Origin of the sequence: Erythrobacter aureus (assembly GCF_003355455.1) — a bacterium.
Classification (GTDB): domain Bacteria; phylum Pseudomonadota; class Alphaproteobacteria; order Sphingomonadales; family Sphingomonadaceae; genus Qipengyuania; species Qipengyuania aurea.
Map to the genome: position 1 here is coordinate 1,897,957 of NZ_CP031357.1, position 22,682 is coordinate 1,920,638.

Annotated in this window: 26 protein-coding genes; 16 read left to right on the forward strand and 10 right to left on the reverse strand. The window is 60.5% G+C overall.

The genetic code is table 11. From position 1 onward, the window contains the following. Positions 1 to 4: 4 nt before the first annotated feature. Complete coding sequence (locus DVR09_RS09265; protein ID WP_115416673.1) at positions 5 to 685, reverse strand: metal-dependent hydrolase; 681 nt, start codon at positions 683 to 685, stop codon at positions 5 to 7. A gap of 161 nt (positions 686 to 846) precedes the next feature. Here DVR09_RS09265 and DVR09_RS09270 point away from each other — a divergent pair, with 161 nt between their 5' ends. The 5 genes from DVR09_RS09270 to queA all read left to right on the forward strand — a co-directional run bounded on the left by DVR09_RS09270 (position 847) and on the right by queA (position 4,361). Continuing rightward, positions 847 to 1,104, forward strand: coding sequence for an exodeoxyribonuclease VII small subunit (locus tag DVR09_RS09270; RefSeq protein ID WP_115416674.1), 258 nt, complete (start codon positions 847 to 849; stop codon positions 1,102 to 1,104). A gap of 14 nt (positions 1,105 to 1,118) precedes the next feature. Next, the gene (locus DVR09_RS09275; RefSeq protein ID WP_115417882.1) at positions 1,119 to 2,009 is read left to right on the forward strand and encodes a polyprenyl synthetase family protein; all 891 of its coding nucleotides are present in this window, start codon (positions 1,119 to 1,121) and stop codon (positions 2,007 to 2,009) included. Then, complete coding sequence (gene coaD / locus DVR09_RS09280) at positions 2,009 to 2,530, forward strand: pantetheine-phosphate adenylyltransferase (protein ID WP_435867792.1); 522 nt, start codon at positions 2,009 to 2,011, stop codon at positions 2,528 to 2,530. The genes DVR09_RS09275 and coaD overlap by 1 nt, the downstream gene beginning before the upstream one ends. Positions 2,531 to 2,601: 71 nt before the next feature. Beyond that, positions 2,602 to 3,291, forward strand: coding sequence for a peptidylprolyl isomerase (locus DVR09_RS09285; protein WP_115417883.1), 690 nt, complete (start codon positions 2,602 to 2,604; stop codon positions 3,289 to 3,291). Between the two features lie 41 nt (positions 3,292 to 3,332). Then, positions 3,333 to 4,361, forward strand: a complete 1,029-nt coding sequence (gene queA / locus DVR09_RS09290) for a tRNA preQ1(34) S-adenosylmethionine ribosyltransferase-isomerase QueA (protein WP_115416676.1) — start codon at positions 3,333 to 3,335, stop codon at positions 4,359 to 4,361. On the opposite strand, the gene DVR09_RS09295 is transcribed toward queA, so the two are convergent. After that, positions 4,362 to 4,919: a TetR/AcrR family transcriptional regulator gene (locus tag DVR09_RS09295; RefSeq protein WP_234041387.1), complete on the reverse strand. Its 558-nt coding sequence runs from the start codon at positions 4,917 to 4,919 to the stop codon at positions 4,362 to 4,364. 54 nt (positions 4,920 to 4,973) lie between these two features. Here DVR09_RS09295 and DVR09_RS09300 point away from each other — a divergent pair, with 54 nt between their 5' ends. From DVR09_RS09300 to DVR09_RS17615, 9 genes are all read left to right on the forward strand, one after another. Then, positions 4,974 to 6,404: an 8'-apo-carotenoid 13,14-cleaving dioxygenase gene (locus tag DVR09_RS09300; protein ID WP_115416677.1), complete on the forward strand. Its 1,431-nt coding sequence runs from the start codon at positions 4,974 to 4,976 to the stop codon at positions 6,402 to 6,404. A gap of 6 nt (positions 6,405 to 6,410) precedes the next feature. Continuing rightward, positions 6,411 to 7,352: an ABC transporter ATP-binding protein gene (locus DVR09_RS09305; protein ID WP_115416678.1), complete on the forward strand. Its 942-nt coding sequence runs from the start codon at positions 6,411 to 6,413 to the stop codon at positions 7,350 to 7,352. Further along, positions 7,349 to 8,113, forward strand: a complete 765-nt coding sequence (locus tag DVR09_RS09310; RefSeq protein ID WP_115416679.1) for an ABC transporter permease — start codon at positions 7,349 to 7,351, stop codon at positions 8,111 to 8,113. The genes DVR09_RS09305 and DVR09_RS09310 overlap by 4 nt, the downstream gene beginning before the upstream one ends. A gap of 104 nt (positions 8,114 to 8,217) precedes the next feature. After that, complete coding sequence (locus DVR09_RS09315) at positions 8,218 to 8,778, forward strand: outer membrane protein (RefSeq protein WP_162814925.1); 561 nt, start codon at positions 8,218 to 8,220, stop codon at positions 8,776 to 8,778. Between the two features lie 91 nt (positions 8,779 to 8,869). Continuing rightward, a complete protein-coding gene (locus DVR09_RS09320; protein ID WP_115416681.1) occupies positions 8,870 to 9,817 on the forward strand; it encodes a DUF481 domain-containing protein in 948 nt (315 codons plus the stop codon). A gap of 2 nt (positions 9,818 to 9,819) precedes the next feature. Further along, complete coding sequence (gene tgt, locus DVR09_RS09325) at positions 9,820 to 10,944, forward strand: tRNA guanosine(34) transglycosylase Tgt (protein ID WP_115416682.1); 1,125 nt, start codon at positions 9,820 to 9,822, stop codon at positions 10,942 to 10,944. A gap of 25 nt (positions 10,945 to 10,969) precedes the next feature. Further along, the gene (locus DVR09_RS09330) at positions 10,970 to 11,731 is read left to right on the forward strand and encodes a M50 family metallopeptidase (RefSeq protein ID WP_115416683.1); all 762 of its coding nucleotides are present in this window, start codon (positions 10,970 to 10,972) and stop codon (positions 11,729 to 11,731) included. Between the two features lie 251 nt (positions 11,732 to 11,982). Further along, positions 11,983 to 13,446 (forward strand): alpha/beta hydrolase family protein, encoded by a 1,464-nt coding sequence (locus DVR09_RS09335; protein ID WP_234041388.1) that lies wholly within the window; start codon positions 11,983 to 11,985, stop codon positions 13,444 to 13,446. Continuing rightward, positions 13,358 to 13,984, forward strand: coding sequence for an alpha/beta hydrolase family protein (locus DVR09_RS17615; RefSeq protein WP_234041389.1), 627 nt, complete (start codon positions 13,358 to 13,360; stop codon positions 13,982 to 13,984). Before DVR09_RS09335 ends, DVR09_RS17615 begins: the two co-directional genes overlap by 89 nt. Before the next feature lie 227 nt (positions 13,985 to 14,211). Here DVR09_RS17615 and DVR09_RS09340 read toward each other — a convergent pair whose 3' ends face one another. Together DVR09_RS09340 and rpsD are read right to left on the reverse strand one after the other, a co-directional pair. Beyond that, on the reverse strand, positions 14,212 to 14,844 hold the full coding sequence (locus tag DVR09_RS09340; RefSeq protein WP_115416684.1) for an NAD(P)H-dependent oxidoreductase: 633 nt from the start codon (positions 14,842 to 14,844) through the stop codon (positions 14,212 to 14,214). 112 nt (positions 14,845 to 14,956) lie between these two features. Then, positions 14,957 to 15,571: a 30S ribosomal protein S4 gene (gene rpsD, locus DVR09_RS09345; protein ID WP_115416685.1), complete on the reverse strand. Its 615-nt coding sequence runs from the start codon at positions 15,569 to 15,571 to the stop codon at positions 14,957 to 14,959. A gap of 205 nt (positions 15,572 to 15,776) precedes the next feature. Here rpsD and DVR09_RS09350 point away from each other — a divergent pair, with 205 nt between their 5' ends. Continuing rightward, complete coding sequence (locus DVR09_RS09350) at positions 15,777 to 16,088, forward strand: chorismate mutase (RefSeq protein WP_115416686.1); 312 nt, start codon at positions 15,777 to 15,779, stop codon at positions 16,086 to 16,088. Here DVR09_RS09350 and DVR09_RS09355 read toward each other — a convergent pair. Genes DVR09_RS09355 through DVR09_RS09375 form a run of 5 tightly spaced genes read right to left on the reverse strand, consistent with a single transcriptional unit; the run spans position 16,078 to position 19,270 of the window. Continuing rightward, positions 16,078 to 16,806: an RNA methyltransferase gene (locus DVR09_RS09355; RefSeq protein WP_115416687.1), complete on the reverse strand. Its 729-nt coding sequence runs from the start codon at positions 16,804 to 16,806 to the stop codon at positions 16,078 to 16,080. The two genes, DVR09_RS09350 and DVR09_RS09355, sit on opposite strands and share 11 nt — an antisense overlap. Continuing rightward, positions 16,793 to 17,263 carry a transcriptional regulator NrdR gene (gene nrdR, locus DVR09_RS09360; protein ID WP_115416688.1) on the reverse strand — a complete coding sequence of 157 codons (471 nt, stop codon included), beginning with the start codon at positions 17,261 to 17,263 and terminating at the stop codon, positions 16,793 to 16,795. Before nrdR ends, DVR09_RS09355 begins: the two co-directional genes overlap by 14 nt. Then, the gene (locus DVR09_RS09365) at positions 17,264 to 17,488 is read right to left on the reverse strand and encodes a hypothetical protein (protein ID WP_115416689.1); all 225 of its coding nucleotides are present in this window, start codon (positions 17,486 to 17,488) and stop codon (positions 17,264 to 17,266) included. A gap of 11 nt (positions 17,489 to 17,499) precedes the next feature. Further along, on the reverse strand, positions 17,500 to 18,777 hold the full coding sequence (gene glyA, locus DVR09_RS09370) for a serine hydroxymethyltransferase (protein ID WP_174223775.1): 1,278 nt from the start codon (positions 18,775 to 18,777) through the stop codon (positions 17,500 to 17,502). Between the two features lie 37 nt (positions 18,778 to 18,814). Beyond that, a complete protein-coding gene (locus DVR09_RS09375; protein ID WP_115416691.1) occupies positions 18,815 to 19,270 on the reverse strand; it encodes an RpiB/LacA/LacB family sugar-phosphate isomerase in 456 nt (151 codons plus the stop codon). Positions 19,271 to 19,387: 117 nt separating this feature from the next. On the opposite strand from DVR09_RS09375, the gene DVR09_RS09380 reads away from it, so the two are divergent. After that, positions 19,388 to 20,623, forward strand: coding sequence for a sensor domain-containing phosphodiesterase (locus DVR09_RS09380; RefSeq protein ID WP_115416692.1), 1,236 nt, complete (start codon positions 19,388 to 19,390; stop codon positions 20,621 to 20,623). A gap of 27 nt (positions 20,624 to 20,650) precedes the next feature. Here the strand turns inward: DVR09_RS09380 and rpoD are convergent, their stop codons facing one another. Next, positions 20,651 to 22,648 carry an RNA polymerase sigma factor RpoD gene (gene rpoD / locus DVR09_RS09385; RefSeq protein ID WP_115416693.1) on the reverse strand — a complete coding sequence of 666 codons (1,998 nt, stop codon included), beginning with the start codon at positions 22,646 to 22,648 and terminating at the stop codon, positions 20,651 to 20,653. Positions 22,649 to 22,682 lie beyond the last annotated feature (34 nt).

Below are 22,682 nucleotides of genomic sequence, written 5' to 3' on the forward strand. Positions count from 1 at the left end.
CGCGTCATGGCGGTGGGCTGGCAACCCCCAGGCCGACGGTCGTGCGGTGCCAGCGCGTTGAGGACACCCATGTCCCGAGACATATCATAATGGCGAAAGACATCAGGCCAAGAATCAGGAAGCCCGGCCCTGCGGATACCGGTTCCGGCCCGAACCATGCGAAAGCCTGCATCGCCAGCAGGATAGCCAGCATGATGATGGGTGGAAGGACCGGCCCCTTGGTCCGTCGCAAATACATCCAGAATGCCAAGCCAAGAATACCAAGTTCCACCCCGATCGTGGCCAGTGGATAGTCCCACAGACCAAGACCGTAAGTTTGCCCGTTCCCTGAAATCGTCAGGTCCGGGCGGTGCGTCAGCCAGTCGAGCACCCAATGCGATATGACCACGATACCGGCCCAACTTGCCGCGACGAGATTGCGCTGCGCGAAGCCGATCACGATCGCGAAGCCGATTGCCCATATCGCGGAGCCGAGCAGGCTGTGCGTGAAGGGATAGTCGTAAAGGTCGAGCGGGCTCATGGCGGTAATGCCGGGCGAAATCCGGAAATTCTCGATCCCCACCAGCGTAAACGAGAAGAAAGCTATGTCGACGAGCTGGGCACCCAGAAACAGGACGCCGAGCTTTGGCGCTTCGTCCGTTAGTGCGCGTGCCGCGAGTGCAGGCGCTAGATGGCCGATGAACATGGCCCTATCCGACCTTGCTGCCGACCCAGCTCACCAAGCCTGCAACCAGCGCCCCGAACATCAGTGCCGCAGCGATGGCAGCGACAATCCACGTCATAATCGCCCCCCTGTTTTGGGGTTTACTTGACCGCGCGCAGACGGGCCGTCAATGCTTGCCTGCAATGGCAGAGGAACAGTCACAGATTTCGGAAATGAGCTTCGAGCAGGCATTGCGCGAACTCGAGGGCGTGGTCCGGCGGCTCGAAAGCGGCGATGTGCCGCTCGATGAGAGCATTACGCTGTACGAACGCGGCGAAGAATTGCGCAAAGCTTGCCAGTCCCGTCTCGACGCGGCGCAGGCGCGGATCGAGAAAATCGTTGCCGGAACCGATGGCAAGCCTGCGGGTACGCAGCCTTTCGACGCGGATGGCAACGCGTGAGCGTGACGATGGCGATGCCCGATCTGCTTGGAGAAGCCTTCGAGCGGGTTCAGCAAGAGGTCGACAGCGCTTTCGACGCTTTCCTGCCTGTCCCGGACGATACGCGCGCCCGCTTGATCGAGGCCATGCGCTATGCCACGATCGGCGGCGGAAAGCGCGTCCGTCCGCTTCTTCTGGTCGCCACCGCCGAACTTTTCGGCGTTAACCGCGATGCCGCGATCAATGCGGGCTGCGCGGTCGAGGCGATCCATGCCTATTCGCTGATCCACGATGACTTGCCGTGCATGGACGATGACGATCTTCGGCATGGCAAACCCACGCTTCACAAAGCCTTCGACGAGGCGGCCGCAGTGTTGGCGGGTGACTGTCTGCATGCGCTGGCCTTCGACATTCTGACCCAAGCCGACACCAGCACCGATCCCTTCGTTCGGGCCGAACTCGTCGCCACTCTCGCGCGGGCAAGCGGACATGACGGCATGGCCGGGGGGCAGATGATGGATATCGTCTCTGAAGAGGAAAGATACGATCTGAGGCAGGTCACCCGTCTGCAGCAACTCAAGACCGGTGCCCTGCTCGCCGCCAGCGTGGAAATGGGTGCCATTCTCGGCCGCGTGCCACCCGAAGGCAGAACCCATTTGCGCGCCTATGCCCGCGATATCGGCTTGGCGTTCCAGATCGCGGACGATCTCCTCGATGTGGAAGGTGATGAAGAAAAGGCAGGCAAGGCGCTGCGCAAGGACGAGATACAGGGCAAGCAAACCTTCGTGACCCTGATGGGGCGCGAACAGGCCAGAACGCAGGCGGAAATGCTTGTCGACCAGGCGGGCCGTCATCTCGCCAGCTATGGTGAGGAGGCGCGGTTGCTGGTCGATCTGGCGCATTTCGTCGTGAAAAGGGATCACTGATGGTGAAGCGCATTGGCATCTATCCGGGTACCTTCGACCCGATAACGCTTGGTCATATGGACATTATCGAGCGCGGCGCGAAGCTGGTGGACGAACTGATTATCGGGGTTACCACCAATATCGCCAAATCACCCATGTTCGACGATGACGAACGCATCGCCATGGTGGAGCGCGAGGTTGCCGGGATCGATTGCGAACGAATCCGCGTGGTCGGTTTCAATTCGCTGCTGGTCGATTTCGCCCGGGATATGAAAGCCGGGATCGTCATCCGCGGCATTCGCGGCGTGACCGATTTCGAATATGAATACCAGCTCACGGGTATGAACCGTCAGCTCAACGATCAGGTCGAAACCGTTTTCCTCATGGCCGACATCGAATTGCAGCCGATCGCCAGCCGCCTGGTCAAGGAAATCGCATTTTACGGCGGGCCGATTGGGAAGTTCGTGACATCGGCCGTGCGGGACGATGTCGAGGCCCGGGTAAGGAAGCTCGGCCTGCGCGGCGGTCGCGGCGAGGGTTGAACCTATTCATTGAACCGACAGACGCCGCTCGCTAGACGGGGCGCAATCCAGGACATTGCTACGGAATGACGATGCTCAAGACTTCGCTTGCCATTGCTGCCGCGCTGACGCTCGCTGCAACTCCCTTCGCCGTCCACGCGCAGGACGAGGCCGCTGCGGCGGAACCTGAACCCGCTGCCGACACGCGCGTCTTCACGCCCGTCAGCTTCGACGTCAACGAAGATCCCGAGAACATCCTGCTGCTCGACCTGTCGAATGGCGAGCGGGTGGCAATTCGCCTGAAGCCCGACTGGGCACCCAATCACGTCGACAGGGTCAAAAGGCTGGCCCGCCAGGGCTTTTACGACGGCGTGATTTTCCACCGCGTAATTGACGGTTTCATGGCGCAGACGGGCGATCCCACGGGCACCGGGACGGGCGGTTCGGACCTTCCGGATATCGCCGAAGAGTTCAGCCGGATGCCGCATGTGCGGGGCACGGTATCCATGGCGCGCGCGGCGGACCGCGACAGCGCCAACAGCCAGTTCTTCATCGTGTTCTACCCGCGCCTGAATCTGGACAACAATTACACCAATTTCGGCCGTGTGATCTCCAACATGGCTGCGGTCGACGCCATCGAGCGTGGCGAGCCGCCCGCAAACCCGACACGCATTCTCCAGGCCTCGATCGCGGCCGACAACAAGCCGGTGCCGGTCAACACCGCCCCGCGCGTAGCCGACGAGATCAGCGTGGACGATCTCAACGCGCCGATCCGCGAATAGCATTTGCGCGTAATGGGCCGCGTCCCTAAGCGGCGCTGGCGATGAAAGTCGACCTTTTCGATTTCGAGCTTCCGCCCGAGCGGATAGCGCTACGCCCCGCGCGTCCGCGCGATGCCGCGCGTATGCTGGTCGTGCCCAAGGAAGGCCCCTTCGAGGATCGCGGTGTACGCGATCTACCGAACTTGCTGCGCGCCGACGACATCCTCGTCTTCAACGATACTCGCGTCATTCCCGCCCAGCTAGAGGGTCGTCGCGGGCAGGCCAGGATCGGCGCCACATTGCACAAGCGGATCGATTTGCGGCGATGGCAGGCCTTTGTCCGCAACGCCAAACGCTTGCGTGTCGGCGATGTCGCGGAATTCGGAGGCGGCGTAACCGCTATCGCCGAAAAACGCCTTGCCGATGGCAGCTTCGTTCTGCATTTCGAAGGCGATGAGCCGGTCGAGGTGCTGCTGGAACGGGCGGGGCGCATGCCTTTGCCGCCATACATCGCCGGAAAGCGCGACACCGACGAACGCGACCGCGAGGATTACCAGACCATGTTCGCGGCGGAGGACGGCGCCGTTGCCGCGCCGACGGCAGCCCTTCATTTTACGCCCGAATTGATCGCGGCTCTGGAAAGGGCGGGGGTCGGACGCGAGACGCTGACATTGCATGTCGGGGCGGGGACCTTCCTTCCGGTGAAGGCCGAGGATACCGACGATCATGCGATGCATTCCGAGTGGGGACGCATCGAGCCCGACATGGCTTCACGGCTCAACGCGGCCCGCAAGGCCGGGGGGCGGGTGATCGCGGTCGGTACGACCAGCCTCCGCCTGCTCGAAAGTGCCACGGATGAGGGCGGCGTAATCCATCCTTTTGCCGGAGACACCGACATCTTCATCACGCCGGGTTATCGGTTCCGCGCGGTCGACGGGCTGATGACGAATTTTCATTTGCCCAAATCCACTTTGATGATGCTGGTCAGCGCGCTGATGGGCCGAGAACGCATGATGGCCGCCTATGAGCACGCTATAGCCAACGAGTACCGCTTCTACAGCTACGGCGATTCTTCGCTCCTGCTTCCCTGATCAGGAAAACAGGTTTTCGGTGTTGAGCAGCCTGTCGATGAGCGCATCGTCGGCCGGTATGCGGCCATCCAGCATGAGCATTGCGATACCATGCGCGATCGACCACGCTTGCAGAGCGAGCGTTTCGGCCCGTTCCGGATTGTCGGCCAGTGCCTGCGTATAGGCAGTCAGCAGTGCGCGTGCTTCGTCGGGCGGGTCACTGTCGGGTACAGGGCGGCCCTGCGTGAACATAAGCCGGAAAAGGGCGGGATGGGCGAGCGCAAAGCGAACATAGGTTCGCCCGGTTTCGGCGAAACCAGCAGACCCGCCACCGGCTTTCGCAGCGGCGGTCTGCTGTTCGGTGGCGAGCAGCTTGAGACCCTCCTGCGCCAGGGCGGCGTCCAAAGCCTGCTTGTCCGGAAAGTGACGGTAAACCGCGGTGGGAGACACACCGACCGCGCGGGCAAGCTCACGCAGCGATGGGGGCTTGCCCGCCGACGCCTCCAGCGCGCCCAGTCCTGCGGCGACAAGTGCGTCGCGCAGGTTTCCATGATGATAGGCTACTGTCGATGTTGACACTGTTACCTTTGCCTTTATGTTTACGCCGTTCACTTTAAACGGAGCGAATCGGGCATGGCAAGCGTCGTTGAAAAAACCATCCGCAAGGCAGTCACTCCGGCCATTCAGGCGGTTGCGAGCATCAACCGCAAACGACTGCCCCGTGCCGACGAGAATCCGTTTCTCAAGGGCGTGCACACGCCCTTGAAAGAAGAATCCACTCTCGAAGACCTGGCCGTCACCGGAATAATTCCCGCCGAACTCGATGGTCGCTATGTCCGCATCGGCCCGAACCCGTTCGGCCAGGGCACCAAGGGCCATCACTGGTTCCTTGGCGATGGGATGGTCCACGGTGTGCGGCTGAAAAACGGCACGGCCGAATGGTACCGCAACCGCTTCATCCGTTCCCGCGATCTCGAAGCCAAAGGCGGCCCAGCCGCAGTTGGCGGTCCGCGTCGCGGCTTGGGAGACATGGTCAACACCAACGTTCTCGATATCGGCGGCAAGATCATGGCGCTGGTCGAGGCGAGCAGCTTCCCGGTCGAGCTCGACGACAACCTCGAGAGCGTGGCCTATTCGGATTTCGGCGGCGGCCTGACCGGCTCATTCACCGCTCACCCGCATCGGTGCCCGACAACCGGCGAGTTCCATGCGATCTGCTATGAGGGCACATCGCAGGACACCATCCGTCATGTGGCCATGGACCGTAGCGGCATGGTGATACGCCAGACCGAGATCGCGGTGCGCCACGGCCCTTCGATTCACGACTGTGCCCTGACGGAAAATCATGTCGTGATTCTCGACCTGCCAGTGACCTTTTCGATGCAGGCGCTGATAGCGGGCCACAAGTTCCCCTATCGCTGGAATCCCGCACACAAGGCACGTGTCGGCCTGCTGCCGCGCAACGGTCGCGGCGACGAGGTCGTCTGGCACAAGGTCGACCCGTGTTATGTGTTCCATGTCGGCAACAGCTTCGAGGATGATGCGGGACGAGTGATCGTCGATTTGTGTGCTTACGAGACGATCTTCGATGGAGAAATGCCCGGCCCCTACGGTAAGTCGCTGGGCCTCGAACGCTGGACCGTCGACGGGAACGGCGGGAAAGTGGTTCGCAATACGCTCGATGCGGCGGGTCAGGAATTCCCGCGACCCGACGAGCGCTATTTCACGAAGCCGTACCGCTATCTGTGGACCATGGGCCTGCCCGAGGATGGTGACCTGGAATTCGTCGCTCCCATGCCGTTGTATCGCCATGATCTCGAAACGGGCCAGCGCGTCCAGCGCGATTTCGGCGAGGGACGTATACCGGGTGAATTCGTGTTCGTACCGCGCAGCGAAAATGCGCCAGAGGGCGATGGCTGGGTCATGGGCTATGTCATCGATCGTGACGAGCGAACCAGCGCCTTGGAGATCCTAGATGCGATGAGCTTGGATCTGCTCGCGGCAGTTCACATCCCGCATGTTATCCCCCCGGGCTTCCACGGCAACTGGATCGCCGCTAGCTAGGAGGACGTGGAGCCGATTCTCGAACTCAGCGGCCTGTCGAAGGTCTATCCCGGCGGGCTGAAAGCGCTCGACGGTGTCGATCTCACCATCCGCAAAGGTGAGATATTTGCGCTGCTTGGCCCTAACGGGGCTGGCAAAACCACGCTGATCGGCGCGGTTTGCGGGCTTGTGCGTCCGACCTCGGGGATGATCCGCGCTTTCGGTCACGACATGGCGAGGGACTGGCGCAAGGCGCGCAGCCGGATCGCGCTCGTTCCGCAGGAACTCAGCACCGACATGTTCGAACCGGTTCACCGGGCGGTGAGCTATTCGCGTGGGCTTTTCGGCCTTGCTCCCGATAGGGCACGGATCGAGGAAATCCTGCGCAGCCTCAGCCTATGGGAAAAGCGCGACGAGCGGATCATGGCGTTGTCGGGTGGAATGAAGCGCCGGGTATTGATTGCCAAAGCCCTGGCGCACGAGCCCGACCTGTTGTTCCTCGACGAGCCGACGGCGGGCGTCGATGTCGAGCTGCGTAAGGGCATGTGGGCAATCATCGACGAGATGCGCTCGCGCGGGGTCACGATCATCCTGACCACGCATTACATCGAAGAGGCGGAGATGATGGCCGATCGCGTGGGCATCATAAATCGCGGGCGTCTCCTGATGGTCGACGAGAAGGATGCGATGATGGCGCGGCTAGGGCGGACCGAAGCACATATCACGCTTGCCGAAGCGCGAAGTTCCCTACCGCCGCAAATCGCGCGTTTCCCGGTGGAGTTGGAAGAAGGCGGTACCTCTCTGCGCTATCGCGGCGGCGATGGCACGGGGAAGGGCAAGACCGAAGTCGCGGATCTCACCAAGGCGCTGATCGCGGCGGGTATAGACTATACCGGGATCGATACGCGCGAGAGCAGCCTCGAGGACATCTTCGTCACGTTCCTCGGCGAAGAGGGGGACGCGGCATGATCTCTTGGCGTTCGACATGGTCGATTTACACCCGCGAGCTGATGCGTTTCCTGCGCACCGCCTTCCAGTCGGTACTCGCCCCGGTACTGACGACCTCCCTCTACTTCATTGTCTTCGGTGCTGCGATCGGCGGGCGGATGCCCGACCTTGGCGGAGTGGATTACGGGGCATTCATCATTCCCGGCCTGCTGATGCTGACGCTGCTTGGCGAGACCACCAGCAATTCCAGCTTCGGTATCTATATGCCGCGGTTCACCGGAACGATCTACGAATTGCTCAGCGCGCCGGTCGGCGTGGCTGAAACTCTCATCGGCTTCGTCGGCGCGGCGATGACCAAGAGCCTGATCCTGGCCACGATCATCCTGCTGACTGCCCGCCTGTTCGTCGATTACTCGATCGCGCATCCGTTCCTGGCGGTCTTTTATATCATGCTTGTCGCCGCCGCCTTCAGCCTGTTCGGTTTCATTCTCGGCATCTGGGCCGACAATTTCGAAAAACTCGGCATCATTCCGATGCTGTTCCTGACCCCGCTGACCTTCCTTGGCGGAACCTTCTATTCGATCGACATGCTGCCCAAGCCTTGGGACACGATCGCGCTGGCCAACCCGATCGTCTATCTGGTCAGCGGCTTACGCTGGACCTTTTACGGATCGGGCGATGTCGACATCTGGATCAGCTTCTCCATCACTTTGGGTTTTCTTGCGGTCTGCGTCGGAGTGATCGCCTATATCTTCAAGACGGGATGGCGATTGCGCGTCTGAATCTTTTCGTCTTTTCTGACCGATCCATTCAGCAAGCCGTAAGTCGCCTGGCAACACATGCCCTCTCGTCCCGTATCCAACGGACGAACCGAATGAGGACATTAATGAAAACCAAAAACCTCCTTGTCGCAGCACTCGCAACGAGCGCTGCAATCGCTCTTCCTTCCGCCGCTCAGGCGCAGGCCGCCGTTCCCGGCGAAGGCTTTATCGGCGTTTCCGCAGGTGTGCACAGCCTCGGTCTCGAAGACGAGGTGGAAGCCGTCGTTCCCGGCCTCGATATCGACGATTCCAGCCCGATCTTCGGCGTTTTCGCAGGATATGATTTCCCCCTCGGTCAGAGCCTGTTCGCCGGCGTCGAAGCGAATTACAACTTCGGCACAGACGCGCTCGATGGCGATTATGGCGCATCCGCCCGTCTCGGTTTCCGTGGCCCCGGCGGCGTGAAAATCTATGGCCGCGCTGGATATCAGGCGATCAAGGTCGACTATAACGAGATAATCGACGACGATACGGTAAACTTCGATGCTTTCGACGATACCGAAAGCGATTTTCTCGCCGGGATCGGCGTCGACGTTCCCGTGGGCAAGGCTTTCGTCCGTGCCAACCTCGACACGATTTCGTTCGATACCATGCGCGCCACGGCAGGTGTCGGCCTTCGCTTCTGAACATATCGGCGTCCGGATCGCAAAAGCGGCCCGGACGCCTCTCTACGATTGCGGGGTGGCAGTGCGGCGAGGGAGCCGCTACGCGCGCGCCATGCGAACTGTACTGTTTTCCCTCTCAGCTATATCGCTGCTTGCGGGGGTACCCGCCCAGGCCGAACTGCCCGAAGGTGCTCAGGCGATGATCGATGCCGCCATCGCGACGGGCGACAAGGCGAAAGTGGCCACGGTAATCGAACTGGCGCGGAATACTTGGCCAGAAGATCGCGCCGAAATCGACGCTATCGAGAACGACTTTCGCTCCACCCTTGCTGCCAGAGAGGCAGCAGCGGCGAAAAAAGCGCAGCACGCTATCCGCAATGCGGGCCTCTTCGAGCGCTGGAGCGGGGAGGGCGAGCTTGGGGCCTTCCAGTCGAGTGGCAATACGGAATCGGTCGGCATCGCGGCCTCGCTCAAGCTTAAGCGCACGGGCATCGACTGGACTCATCTCGTTCGTCTACGCGCAGATTACCGCCGCCAGAACGGGGCGACCAACCGCGAACAGTACCTTGCCGCATACGAACCGCGCTGGCAGTTCGATGACGATGTCTTCGCCTACGGTCTCGCGCAGTATGAGCGTGACAGGATTCAGGGCTTCTCCGCACGGTACTCGCTTTCCGGCGGGCTCGGCTACAAGATCGTCGACAGTAAGGCACTCCAGCTTTCGCTCAAGGCCGGTCCGGCCTATCGAGTGACCGAATTTACCGATGGGACGAGTTCGAACAGTCTGGCTGCGCTGGCCGGTTTCGATTTCGACTGGCAATTGCTGGACCGGCTCAAGTTGACGCAGGATCTCAATGCACTGGCGGAAACCGGCGGTGAGGCGACGATCATTCTGGAAAGGGCCAATACCTCAATCAATCTCGTCACCGGTCTGGATTTCCAGGTTAGCGATCGCTTGCGTTCGCGCCTGTCCTATCAGGTCGAATATGACAGCAACCCTCCGCCCGGAAAAGTGAGTACCGATACGCACACCCGCGCGACATTGATTTACGGTTTCTGACCATGGCCGAACGCTTTTCCTTTTCCATCCAGGCAACCGATGGCGCGGCGCGCACGGGGTATATCGAAATGCAGCGGGGGGATATCCGCACGCCTGCTTTCATGCCTGTCGGGACGGCAGCCACCGTCAAGGCGATGAAGCCGGAGACCGTGCGCAAGACCGGCGCCGATATCATCCTCGGCAATACCTATCACCTGATGCTGCGTCCGGGTGCAGAGCGGGTGGCGAAGCTTGGCGGGCTCCATAAATTCATGAACTGGCAGCGCCCGATCCTGACCGACAGCGGCGGCTACCAGGTGATGAGCCTGTCGGACCTCAGGAAACTTACCGAGAAAGGCGTCGAGTTCCGCAGCCATATCGACGGCTCGAAGCACATGCTCACGCCCGAACGGAGCATGGAAATCCAGTGCCTGCTTGGCAGCGATATCGTCATGGCCTTCGACGAATGCCCGCGCGCCGACCGTCCGCGCGACGAGATCGCCGCCAGCATGGAGATGTCGATGCGCTGGGCAAAGCGCAGCCGTGACGGCTTCGATGCGGGTGGCGAACATGCCGAGCGTTCCGCCCTGTTCGGCATCCAGCAGGGCGCGCTCGACGAGGAACTGCGCAGGATAAGCGCCGACAAACTCACCGACATCGGCTTCGACGGCTATGCCATTGGCGGGCTGGCCGTGGGCGAGGGGCAGGAGGCGATGTTCGCCACGCTCGATTTCGCGCCCGGCCAATTGCCGCAGGACCGCCCGCGTTACCTTATGGGCGTGGGCAAACCGGACGATCTCGTCGGCGCGGTGGAGCGCGGTGTAGACATGTTCGACTGCGTCCTGCCGAGCCGATCCGGCCGCAACGGTCAGGCCTTCACCTGGAACGGTCCGATAAACCTGCGCAATGCGCGCTTTGCCGAGGATCAGGAACCGCTCGACAGCCGCTGCGCCTGCGACACCTGCGGCACCTATACGCGGGCCTATCTTCACCATCTCGTCAAATCGCAGGAAATCCTCGGCGCGATGCTGATGACCGAACACAATATCGCATTCTACCAGCAGCTGATGCAGGCGATGCGCGATGCGATCGGGCAGGGGCGCTTTTCCGCGTTCGCGCGTGAATTTCGCAGGGATTACTTGCGTTAGACCTGTCTGGCGATACTCTCGCCGGATGGAAGAGAAACCCCGGCCACTCATCGTTCCAGCCAAATGGGGCCTGCCTTACGCGGAGGACGAAGTGGAACCGGCCATACAGCGCGAACAGAGCTATATTGTCGCCTTCGCGGTGCTGACGATGATTGCCTGGCAGACCGAGATCGGGACGCTGGCATTGATGCCGTTCACTTTGCTCGCGACGTGGTTTCACGAGATGGCGCATGGTCTTACGGCTGCCGCTCTCGGCGCGGACTTCGATAGGCTCGTGATTTACGCGAACGGTTCGGGTTTCGCCGAATATTCGGGCAGGTTGGGGGGTGTCGGGCAGGCGATCGTGGCGGCGATGGGTCTGCTGGGGCCGACAATCGCGGGTTGCCTGATGATTATCGCCGCGCGGTCCCGCCGCGCAACCAGATGGGGCTTGCTAGTGCTGGGCTTGGTACTGGCGATCAGCACGGTGATCTGGGTGCGATCCATTGCCGGGTGGATCGTTTTGCCGCTCTTCGCAGTCGCTGCCTTCGCGATTGCGGTTCGCGGGAACGAACGATGGCAGCGGATCGCGGTAGAGTTCCTAGGCGTCCAGGGTGCTGTCAGCGTCTATCAAGACATTGGCTATCTGTTCAGCCCGGGAGGTGTAGTCGGCGGTCAATTCGTGTTGTCGGATACGGGCCGTATCGCGCAAGCGCTGCTCTTGCCATATTGGTTCTGGGGCGGGGCGATCACTATCGCGATTGTCGCGATGGTCTGGAAGTCGCTACAGATTGCCGGGCGCTATTGATGGATAGCCAGGGCCTCGGCAGTTCTCGAACTGCTGAACCGGAAATCTATCGTTCAACGGAGCGGGAACTTCTTCCAACGATATGGAGGTACTCCGCAATCGAACTATGCAATTCTACGAGGTCTGCTTCATCCCAGAATTTCGGGTTACCGCAGCCCATCTAAACTGATAATACTTGCTTCAAATATTGGGTTGTCAGACCTGCCATCCCGTGTTTATTTTCAGAATTCAGGATGTGAGGGTCGAAGATTATGCAGATACTGTCGAAGGCGGTCGTAGCCGCCAGTCTCCTTGCGCTTGGAGGAACGGCGATTGCCCTGCCCGCCCAAGCAGAAACCCGCGAAGAAACAGCCGCGCGCTATGGGGTTCGTGCGTCGGTTCTCGACATCAGCCTTTCGCCATCGGGTGATAAAATCGCGTTCATTGCACCGGGGCCGCAGCATTCGGAGGTGTTGAATGTGATCGATCTTTCCGGTGATGCATCGGTCAAGACGATTGCTGGAAATACTGAGATCAAGGCCGATATGACTCAGTGCGAGTGGGCGACGGAATCCCGGCTTGTCTGTAAAGTCTGGGTGATGACGCAGAATGATCGGGGATTGTTGTTACCGTATGACCGCATGTTCGCGGTTAATGATGACGGGTCGGAATCCAAATTGTTGACCGAGCGGCGTAGTTCGAGCGCTTTAGGCATCAGGCAGGATGGCGGCGACATCGTCGCACTGGATGTCGCCGGCGAGGATGGCCATATCCTGATGACGCGTGAATATGTGAAAGAGTTTTCCGTCGGATCGCGGTTTGCAAATGACAAACAGGGGTTGGGCGTCGATTTGGTCGACATCGTTAGCGGCAGTCGCGCTGTGTTGGAGCGTCCCGATCAGAACGCGACGCGGTTTATCGCAGACCAAACTGGCCGAATTCGAATAAAGGTCCGCTCCCTTGCGGATGGCCGGGGAGTACTGACTGGTGATAGCGTCTATATGTATCGCACGGAGGACAGCGATGCTTGGAGGCGGCTCGACGACATTACCATTGACGGCGAAACCGTCAGCGATTTTCACGCGGTTGCAGTCGATAGCGATAGGGACGTCGCGTTTGGGTTCGTAACCCGTGATGGCTTCGATGCATTGGCCGAAGTGACGCTTGACGGATCGGCCAAAGGAAGGATGCTGCTCGCACGGGATGACGTAGACGTAGACAGGTTGATCAGGATTGGTCGCCAGCGCAGGGTAGTCGGGGCCAGTTACGCCACGGAAAAGCGTGAGGTTGAGTATTTCGACGAGGAGTTGAAGGTCCTGGCCAGCGGTCTCTCGCAAGCCTTGCCAGACACGCCGCTCATCAACATCGTCGGTGCGAGTGCGGATGAAAACCGGCTGTTGATTGTCGCTTCCAGCGATACACAGCCTGGGACCTCGTATCTTTTCGACAAGGAAACAAAGAGCCTCGAGCCGCTTCTCGCGATTCGCAATTACCTGGTCGATCGGACGATGGGAGCGATGACTTCGATTGCCTATCCGGCTTCGGATGGGACCAGTATTCCTGGCTATCTCACTTTGCCACCCGGGAAAGAAGCCGTGGGGCTACCCGCAATTGTCCTACCACACGGGGGCCATCCGCTCGCGATGAGTGGGGGTTCGACTGGATCGTGCAGTTCTTCGTCGCGCGGGGTATGCTGTTCTACAGCCGAATTACCGCGGATCTTCTGGTTATGGTGAAGCGTGGTATGGCCGGAATGGCTTCAAAGCCTGGGATGTTGCGATCGGCGATGTCAACGATGCCGGTCGCTGGCTTGTCAGTCAGGGCATTGCCGATCCGGAAAGGCTTGCTATCGCGGGCTGGTCTTACGGAGGGTATGCCGCGCTGCAATCCCAAGTGCTCGATCCCGAACTGTTCAAGGCGGTTGTTGCAATCGCACCGGTTACCGATCTCAAATATCTCCGCGAGGACGCGCGCGGATATACCAATTCCCGCGTCGTGAGCCGCTTCATCGGTGAAGGCCCGCATATCGATGCAGGCAGCCCGCTGCGACACGCGGAAAAATTCTCAGCACCGGTCGCGCTGTTTCATGGAACATTCGATCTCAATGTCGATGTGCGGCACTCTCGTGCCATGGCACGAGAACTGAGCAAAGCCGGGAAACAGGTCAGCTACAGTGAATACGAGGACCTCCAGCACAACCTGTCCGACAGTAAAGTAAGGACGGAAATGCTGCTGGAGATCGACGCATTTCTGACCAAGGCGTTGGGTGGCTAGGCGAATTGGATTTCGAGACCTGGCCGTAGCAGGAGAGGGTGGTCTTGCATGAAACCCCTCTCCCTATCGTGGCGCGTGCAGGCTCGCATGGGGCTATCTTTGACGGGCAGCTTCTTGCCCCGCCGCACGCAGTGTTTGCGTACTTCGACGAGATATCCGGCGGAAGCGTGGGATAACCGGGAATGTGGGCCCACGTTTCGAGGGCGGTCAGCGTCGCCTTCGGCGCACTAACGTTGTCGCTCAAGGAAGTCCGGAAGCCTTGCGCGCTTCTCTTGCGGCTTTGCCTGCGAGATCGAGCGCGCCATGCGTTCGATCTTTCGGCGCCATTTCGGAAGGCCTTTCTCCCAAGCTCCGTTCTTGATCGGCCCGCATGCCCATACGCGAACGGGTTTGAAGCCGCAAAATCCGAGCACCTGTCGTTTCCAGCGCTTCACCAAGGCATTCCCATACATCAGACGCAGGAACAGAGGTGGCGTGTCCATCGTCGCGATGACATCGGCCGAGCGTCCGGCCATCAGCTTGTCCCACAAGGAGCTGCCTTCGCGATAGGCGAAAGTGAAGCCGGGCAGGAATAGGCGATCAAGCAACCCTTTGAGTTCTGCCGGTTCACTTCCCCACCACATGGGAAAGGCGACAACAAGGTGATCGCAGGCATCGAGTTTGGCCGCGAGTGCTCGCAACCCTGGTTCCCATTCGGTTCTACGGGCGTAACCGTGACGCAGGATGGGCGTGAATGTGATGTCGCGGAGGGCGACCACTTCCACGTCGACGTCAGGGGGCAAGGCTTGCCGATAGAGATCGAGCAAATGGGACGAAAACCGGTCACGGTCGGGATGTCCGTCGAGCAGCAGAATCTTCATCGTCGGACACTCCCGAGCAGCGATTGACCGCTTCTCGCACCGATTTGCGTCGGACAAAAGAAAAAGGCGGCTCCGCAAGGAACCGCCTTTTTCGTGTCGCGGATTTCGCGGTTTAGCGCGAGTAGAACTCGACCACGAGGTTCGGTTCCATAGTGACCGGGTAGGGCACTTCGTCGAGCTTCGGCACGCGGGTGAAGGTCACCTTGTCGTTGCCGTCGGGCGCGACGTAGTCGGGAATGTCACGCTCGGGCAGGCTCTGCGCTTCGATGACCAGCGCCATTTCCTGGGCTTTCTTGCCGAGGCTGACGACGTCGCCGACCTTGACGCGGGCCGACGCGATGTTGGTCTTCACGCCGTTGAGGTAGATGTGGCCATGGCTCACGATCTGGCGGGCGGAGAAGATGGTCGGCGCAAACTTGGCGCGATACACGACCATGTCGAGGCGCTGTTCGAGCAGCCCGATCAGGTTCTGACCGGTATCGCCCTTCATGGCCGACGCTTCCTTGTAGGTGCGCTTGAACTGCTTCTCGGTCACGTCGCCGTAATAGCCTTTGAGCTTCTGCTTGGCGCGAAGCTGCAGACCGAAGTCGCTCATCTTGCTCTTGCGGCGCTGACCGTGCTGGCCGGGACCGTAGGAACGCTTGTTGACCGGGGAATTCGGACGACCCCAGATGTTTTCACCCATCCGGCGGTCGAGTTTGTACTTGGCGCTCTTGCGCTTCGACATAGGTCTTTCCTTCAATTCGCTGAGCCACCCAGTGGCGGCCATCCAACCCGGCATCGCACCGCTGGAAAGTGTTCCAGCGCGGCTACCGCTTCACCGGGGTGCGGAGCCAATTCGCGAAGGCGCGCTCCTAGCAATATTGCGCAGCGCGTCAAGCGGTAAGATAGGCGCTCGACAAGTACGTTCAAGCGGGGCAGGGCGCTGCGCCATGAATGACAATTTCAAACTGCCCGAGACCTGCACGAACATGGCGGAAGTACGGATCGGGGTGGACCAGACAGACCGTGAGTTGATGGAATTGCTCGACCGTCGGTTCGGCTATATGCGCGCCGCCGCCCGCATCAAGACCGACCGCAATGTCGTGAGAGACGAAGCGCGCAAGGCCGAGGTGATCGAAAACGCACGGGCGGATGCCGAGCGCCGCGGGCTGCCAGCAGAAGAGCTTAAGCGAATTTGGGACGATCTGGTCGAAACCTCGATCGCCTACGAATTGGTCGAATGGGACCGGATCAGGACTTAGGTTCGCGTTCCAAACTGGACAATACACCGCGCAGGGTTCGCACCTCCAGATGGTTCCAGCCCGGCTTGGTGAGGACACCCCGCAGGGTCCGGCGGGTTGCTTCGGCGCGGGCTTCGGGCAGAAAATAGCCCTTTGGCTCCAACAGGCGTTCGAGATGCCCGATCAGGCCGTCGAGTTCCCCCTGCGGTGCCGGCGGGAGGAGGTCTTCCTGCGGCGGCTGCACCAGTTCCTCGTGCTTGGACCACTCGTAAGCGCATAGAATCACCGCCTGCGCCAGATTGAGCGATCCGAATTCCGGATTGATCGGGACGGTCAGGATGGCGCGGGCAAGGGCGACGTCTTCGGTTTCCAGTCCCGACCGTTCCGGGCCGAACAGGATTGCACTGCGGCCGTGTGCTTCGGCAATCTCCCGGCTTGCCTCTTCCGGAGTGACGACGGGTTTGGTAACGCCACGCTTGCGCACCGTAGTGGCATAGACATGCGCGCAATCGGCCACCGCCTCGGCGGTCGTGGCATAGACCTGCGCCTTCTCCAGCACGATGTCGGCGCCCGCCGCAGCCGGACCTGCGGAAGGATTGGGCCAGCCGTCGCGCGGCTCGACCAGACGGAGCTCGACCAGCCCGAAATTGAGCATGGCGCGAGCGGCCTTGCCGATGTTCTCGCCCAGTTGCGGTCTGACGAGAACGATTATCGGTTTGCGGGTCTCAGCCGCGCTCATGGGCAGCCGCTTCCTGCACCGTGCTGGCGAATTCCTCGAAATCGCGAGCCTCGCTGAAGTCCCGATAGACGCTGGCAAAGCGGATATAGGCCACGCTGTCGAGACCCCGCAGCCCGTCCATAACCATTTCGCCGATGCGCTGCGAGGGGACTTCAGCCTCTCCGGCGGTTTCCACTTGTCTTTGGATACCGCTGACAAGCTGGTCGATCCTCTCTTGGGGCACATCGCGCTTGCGGCAAGCGAGCGCGATCGACTGCTCCAGCTTGCTTCGATCGAAACTTTCGCGCCGGTTGCCACTCTTGACCACGGTCACTTCGCGCAGTTGCACGCGTTCGAAAGTCGTGAACCGGGCGCCGCAGCTCGAGCATTGACGACGACGACGAATCGAGGTCGAATCCTCGGTCGGACGACTGTCCTTTACCTGGCTGTCGTCATGGGCGCAGAAAGGGCAACGCATTTACGGTCGCAGGCGCTTGTAGAGCATGAAGCCAGCGCCTGCGACAAGACCAAGCGGCCATGTCACCACGGGGAGTATCCCGCCGGCCAGGGCGCCGACGGCGGCGCCTGTCAGCACCGGCTTGGTCGAAGGGTGACTGAGTCCCTCCTTCGCCATGCCCTTGATTTCCGCACCCGCGTCGGAAACCAGATCGTGATCCTGATGCTGCGGTTCTTTATCGTCCATCGCTCGTCTCCTCAGCGGCCCGGATAGACGGGGAAGGCAGCGCAGAGCTCGGCGACCTCGCCGCGCACCCGCTCTTCGACCTGTCCGTCACCTTCGGGGCCATTGCGCGACAACCCATCTACCACTTCGCAGATCAGCGCGCCAATCCGACGGAATTCCTCGGGGCCGAAGCCCCGGGTGGTGCCCGCCGGGGTGCCCAGGCGAATGCCGCTGGTCACGAAGGGGCTGCGGGTGTCGTAGGGGATACCGTTCTTGTTGCAGGTCAGCCAAGCTCGGTCGAGACCGGCTTCGGCCGCCTTGCCCGTGACATCCTTGGCGGTGAGATCGACCAGCATCGAATGATTGTCCGTCCCGCCCGAGACAACGCGCAGCCCGTTTGCTTCGATGCCTTCCGCCAACGCACGCGCGTTTTCGACGACGCGGTGCGCATAGTCCTTGAAATCCGGGCGCAGCGCTTCACCGAATGCGACCGCCTTGGCAGCGACTACGTGCATCAGCGGGCCACCCTGCATGCCGGGGAATACCGCCATATTGATCGGCTTGGTCAGCTCTTCGTCGTCCCACAGGATCACGCCCGAACGCGGACCGCGCAAGCTCTTGTGGGTCGTGGTGGTGACGATATGCGCATGGGGGAAAGGGTTAGGATGCGCTCCGCCGGCAACAAGGCCCGAAATGTGGCTCATGTCGACCATCAGATAGGCGCCGACCTCGTCCGCCACCCTGCGAAAGGCTTCCCAGTCCCACACGCGCGAATAGGCAGTGCCGCCGGCGATGATGAGCTTGGGCTTGTTGGCTTTCGCGATCGCCATGACCTCGTCCATGTCGATCAGTTCGTCATCCTTGCGTACGCCGTAGCTCACCGGATTGAACCACTTGCCGCTCATATTGACCGGCGAGCCATGGGTGAGGTGCCCGCCCGAATTGAGATCGAGCCCCATGAAGGTATCGCCCGGTTGTAGCAGCGCGAGGAAGACCGCTTGGTTCATCTGGCTGCCAGAGTTGGGCTGGACGTTGGCGAAGTTACAGCCGAACAGTTGCTTGGCGCGTTCGATGGCCAGTGTTTCGATCACATCGGCATAGTCGCAGCCGCCATAATAGCGCTTGCCCGGATAGCCTTCCGCATATTTGTTGGTGAACACCGAGCCCGTGGCTTCGAGCACAGCACTCGAAGCGATGTTCTCGCTTGCGATCAGTTCGATCTTATCCTGCTGGCGCGCGAGTTCCTTGCGGATCGCAGCGTGGATCTCGGGATCGGCCTCGGCAAGCGTATCGTGCCAGAAGCGGTCCATCGGATTGCGGTCGGTATTGGCGGACTGGGTAGCCAAATCAGATCTCCGGATTGGAAAGCTTGTCGACGCGGCGCTGGTGACGCCCCGTTCCGTTTGGAAGAGAGTCGGCGAATTCGGTTTCAAGGAAGGCTGTAAGGCAGGCCTTGGCCATGTCGCTGCCGGTCAGGCGCGCACCCATGGCGATGCAATTCGCATCATTGTGTTCGCGCGCGAGGGATGCGGACAGGGGTTCCGAGACCAGCGCACAGCGCACGGTAGGGTTGCGATTGACGCTCATCGAAATGCCGATGCCAGAGCCGCACAAGGCGACGCCGCGCTCGGCTGTGCCGTCTGCAACGACGCTCGCCAGCTTGTAACCGAAGTCGGGATAATCGACGCTGTCTGTGGTGTCGGGGCCGAGGTCCGCGACCTCGTGACCCTGCTCGATCAACCAGTCGCGCAGCTCGGTCTTGAGGTCGATGGCGGCATGGTCGGAGGCAATGGCAATACGCATGGGGGCGGCATAGGGATTTGAACGCCTAGCTTCCAGTGCAAATCGGATTTTGGCAGGGGTAAAAAGCCGTGGTGATCGTGAAATGTCCTTTAACCAATCGCGCTTAAGTGTGATTCCATGTCGACTGGTCTCAAGCTTGCCTTACCTGCGGAAAAGCACCCCCTGCGGTTCGAAGCGGTCGAGAGTGAATCGATCCAGCGGATATTGCATACAACCCGTGAACATCTCGGAGCCGAAATCGCCTTCGTCGGACGCTACGTCGATGGGGATCAGCGTGAGTTAATGCACGTCGATACCGATCTTGACCTGCCGATGGGAGCGGGCTTTCGCGAGCCGCGCGAGGACAGTTTCTGCTGGCATATCCTAGAAGGACGTCTGCCCGAGCTCATTCAGGACGCTGCCGACTACGAGCTTGCCAAGAGTTTGCCGGTCACCAACATGCTGCCCGTGGGGTGCCACCTGAATGTCCCCTTGCGGTTTTCCGACGGAGCGGTCTTCGGAAGTTTCTGCTGCGTCAGCCGACAAGCCGATAGGACCGTAACCGAGCGCGACATGAATGTCCTTCGCGCGTTCGGAAGGCTCGCAGCCGAGCATATAGAGAGTTCGATTGCCGAGGACGAGCAATCAATGCGGCTCGATCGGAGGATTTCTGATGCTATCGGACGGCGTGCGATCAACATCGTACAACAACCGATTCATGAGGTGCGAACGCAGCGTGCTGTAGGCGTCGAGTGTCTATCGCGTTTCGAAGACGCGCAATCTCGCGGTCCCGACAAATGGTTTGCGGAGGCCGTTGCGGTTGGACGTGGCGTCGAGCTTGAGCTGGCGGCGATCGAGCTGGCCCTCGAGACGGTGGAACATGTTCCTCCAGGCGCGTATGTTTCCATTAACGCTTCGCCGGAAACCGTCCTTTCGGGCGAGATCGCGCCCCTCTTAGAAAAGCATCGCGCTCGTAACATAGTGGTCGAATTGACCGAGCACGAAAAAGTTAGTGATTTTATACGGCTGCGCGATTCGCTCAGGGAGATCGCAAAGTACGCGCGCATAGCGGTGGACGACGTCGGTGCTGGTTATGCAGGGCTGCGCTACCTCGTCGATCTGGCACCCGACCTTATGAAGCTCGATATGAGCCTGACCCGGAACATTCATCAAGACCTGGCGCGACAGGCCTTGGCAAAGGCGATCGTGAGCTTCGCCGGAGCAATCGGTAGCAAGGTTATTGCCGAGGGCATCGAATGCCAAAGCGAGCTGGATATGCTGACCCGCATAGGAGTGGATTACGGCCAAGGCTACCATTTCGCCGCACCCATGTCGGTCGCCGTGGCATCACGCCATTTGCGGGAGCATGCTTGACGGGACCGCAGGCGGCCCCGTCCGGCACTACTGATCCAGGAACGAACGCATCTTGCGGCTGCGGCTCGGATGCTTGAGCTTGCGCAGCGCCTTGGCTTCGATCTGACGGATACGTTCGCGCGTCACCGAGAACTGCTGACCGACTTCTTCCAGCGTGTGATCGGTATTCATGCCGATGCCGAAGCGCATGCGCAGCACACGTTCCTCGCGCGGGGTCAGGCTGGCAAGGACGCGGGTGACCGTTTCCTTTAGGTTGGCCTGGATCGCCGCGTCGACCGGGATGATCGCGTTCTTGTCCTCGATGAAATCGCCGAGGTGCGAATCCTCCTCGTCGCCGATCGGCGTTTCGAGGCTGATCGGTTCCTTGGCGATCTTCATCACCTTGCGCACCTTCTCGAGCGGCATGGAGAGCTTCTCCGCCATCTCTTCGGGCGTCGGCTCGCGGCCCTGATCGTGCAGGAACTGGCGCGAGCAGCGCACCAGCTTGTTGATCGTCTCGATCATGTGGACCGGAATGCGGATCGTGCGTGCCTGGTCGGCGATCGAGCGGGTGATCGCCTGACGGATCCACCATGTCGCGTAGGTGCTGAACTTGTAGCCACGGCGGTATTCGAACTTGTCGACCGCCTTCATCAGGCCGATATTGCCTTCCTGAATGAGGTCGAGGAACTGCAGGCCGCGATTGGTGTATTTCTTGGCGATCGAGATCACCAGGCGCAGGTTCGCCTCGACCATTTCCTTCTTGGCGATCCGCGCCTCGCGCTCACCCTTCTGGACCTTGTTGACGATCCGCCGGAATTCTTCCAGCGCCATGCCGGTCTGCGCAGCGATATCGGAAATTTCGGCGCGGATGCGCTCGACCGCATCTGCTTCCTTCTCGGCGAAGGCGGCCCATTTCTTGTCCTTCTTCGCGCGCGCCTTGAGCCAGCTATCGTCGAGCTCGTTGCCAATATAGGCATCGAGGAAATCGATCCGTTTGACCTTGTGACGTTCGGCTAGGCGCAGCATCTGGCCGCCCAGTGCGGTCAGCCGACGATTGAACGCATAGAGGTTGTCGACCAGGAACTCGATCTTCGTCGCATGGAACTGGACGCTTTCCACTTCCGCGGTAAGCTGTTCGGACAGCGCTTCGTATTTCTTTTCCTTGGCGGGCGGGAAAGCATCGCCCTTTGCCATGACATCGACGCGCTCTTTCTGGAGCTTCTCGAATTTGCCGAAGAGGTCGGTGATGCGGGCGAATCGTTCGATCGCGTCGGGCTTGAGTGCGGCCTCCATCTGAGCGAGCGACATGGTGTTGTCCTCGTCCTCGTCGTCGTCGCTCTTGGACGAACCCTCTTCGCCGTCTTCGTCTTCGCTGTCGTCGTCTTCATCGTCGCGTATCGAAGGGCCGGCGGTTTCTTCCGAAATTTCGCCGTCATCGTCTTCCTCTTCCTCCGCCATTTTCTCGGGCGGAGGTTCCTTCGACAGCATGGCATCGAGATCGAGGATTTCGCGTAGCTGCATCTCCTCGGCGTTCAGCGCTTCGGACCACTGGATGATTGCGTGGAAGGTGATCGGGCTCTGGCACAGGCCCATGATCATCATGTCGCGGCCGGCCTCGATCCGCTTGGCAATCGCGATCTCGCCCTCGCGGCTGAGCAGCTCGACCGCGCCCATTTCGCGCAGATACATACGCACCGGATCGTCGGTACGCTCGCCAGTGGCGGTCTTTTTGGCAGCCGGCTTTGCCGCTGCCTTGGTCTTCTTGTCGTCGGTCGCGATTTCCTCGACCTCGGCTGCTTCTTCCGCAGCCGCCTCGGCTTCCTCGTCGTTTTCGACGATCTGCACGCCCATGTCGGAGAGGGCGGACTGGATATCCTCGATCTGGTCCGAACTCATCTCGCCTTGAGGCAGGGCGTCGTTGAGCTCGTCATATGTGACGTAACCCTTTTTCTTAGCCTTGGTGATGAGCTTCTTGACCGACGCCTCGTTGAGATCGATCAGGGGAGCGTCGCCATCGTCCTTGGTCTTCGACTTGGTGGCCATAGAGATTTCAAATCCAGTCTATTCGCTTTGGGCG

Coding starts and splice junctions, on each gene's coding strand:
- queA (WP_115416676.1), top strand. CDS start 3,333: ATGAAAGTCGACCTTTTCGATTTCGAGCTTCCGCCCGAGCGGATAGCG.
- DVR09_RS09265 (WP_115416673.1), bottom strand. CDS start 685: ATGTTCATCGGCCATCTAGCGCCTGCACTCGCGGCACGCGCACTAACG.
- DVR09_RS09365 (WP_115416689.1), bottom strand. CDS start 17,488: ATGGACGATAAAGAACCGCAGCATCAGGATCACGATCTGGTTTCCGAC.
- DVR09_RS09350 (WP_115416686.1), top strand. CDS start 15,777: ATGAATGACAATTTCAAACTGCCCGAGACCTGCACGAACATGGCGGAA.
- tgt (WP_115416682.1), top strand. CDS start 9,820: ATGGCCGAACGCTTTTCCTTTTCCATCCAGGCAACCGATGGCGCGGCG.
- rpoD (WP_115416693.1), bottom strand. CDS start 22,648: ATGGCCACCAAGTCGAAGACCAAGGACGATGGCGACGCTCCCCTGATC.
- DVR09_RS09335 (WP_234041388.1), top strand. CDS start 11,983: ATGCAGATACTGTCGAAGGCGGTCGTAGCCGCCAGTCTCCTTGCGCTT.
- DVR09_RS09315 (WP_162814925.1), top strand. CDS start 8,218: ATGAAAACCAAAAACCTCCTTGTCGCAGCACTCGCAACGAGCGCTGCA.
- DVR09_RS09330 (WP_115416683.1), top strand. CDS start 10,970: ATGGAAGAGAAACCCCGGCCACTCATCGTTCCAGCCAAATGGGGCCTG.
- DVR09_RS09340 (WP_115416684.1), bottom strand. CDS start 14,844: ATGAAGATTCTGCTGCTCGACGGACATCCCGACCGTGACCGGTTTTCG.
- DVR09_RS09310 (WP_115416679.1), top strand. CDS start 7,349: ATGATCTCTTGGCGTTCGACATGGTCGATTTACACCCGCGAGCTGATG.
- DVR09_RS09375 (WP_115416691.1), bottom strand. CDS start 19,270: ATGCGTATTGCCATTGCCTCCGACCATGCCGCCATCGACCTCAAGACC.
- DVR09_RS09275 (WP_115417882.1), top strand. CDS start 1,119: ATGCCCGATCTGCTTGGAGAAGCCTTCGAGCGGGTTCAGCAAGAGGTC.
- DVR09_RS09380 (WP_115416692.1), top strand. CDS start 19,388: ATGTCGACTGGTCTCAAGCTTGCCTTACCTGCGGAAAAGCACCCCCTG.
- glyA (WP_174223775.1), bottom strand. CDS start 18,777: ATGGACCGCTTCTGGCACGATACGCTTGCCGAGGCCGATCCCGAGATC.
- DVR09_RS09300 (WP_115416677.1), top strand. CDS start 4,974: ATGGCAAGCGTCGTTGAAAAAACCATCCGCAAGGCAGTCACTCCGGCC.
- DVR09_RS09270 (WP_115416674.1), top strand. CDS start 847: ATGGCAGAGGAACAGTCACAGATTTCGGAAATGAGCTTCGAGCAGGCA.
- DVR09_RS09320 (WP_115416681.1), top strand. CDS start 8,870: ATGCGAACTGTACTGTTTTCCCTCTCAGCTATATCGCTGCTTGCGGGG.
- nrdR (WP_115416688.1), bottom strand. CDS start 17,263: ATGCGTTGCCCTTTCTGCGCCCATGACGACAGCCAGGTAAAGGACAGT.
- coaD (WP_435867792.1), top strand. CDS start 2,009: ATGGTGAAGCGCATTGGCATCTATCCGGGTACCTTCGACCCGATAACG.
- rpsD (WP_115416685.1), bottom strand. CDS start 15,571: ATGTCGAAGCGCAAGAGCGCCAAGTACAAACTCGACCGCCGGATGGGT.
- DVR09_RS09355 (WP_115416687.1), bottom strand. CDS start 16,806: ATGAGCGCGGCTGAGACCCGCAAACCGATAATCGTTCTCGTCAGACCG.
- DVR09_RS09285 (WP_115417883.1), top strand. CDS start 2,602: ATGCTCAAGACTTCGCTTGCCATTGCTGCCGCGCTGACGCTCGCTGCA.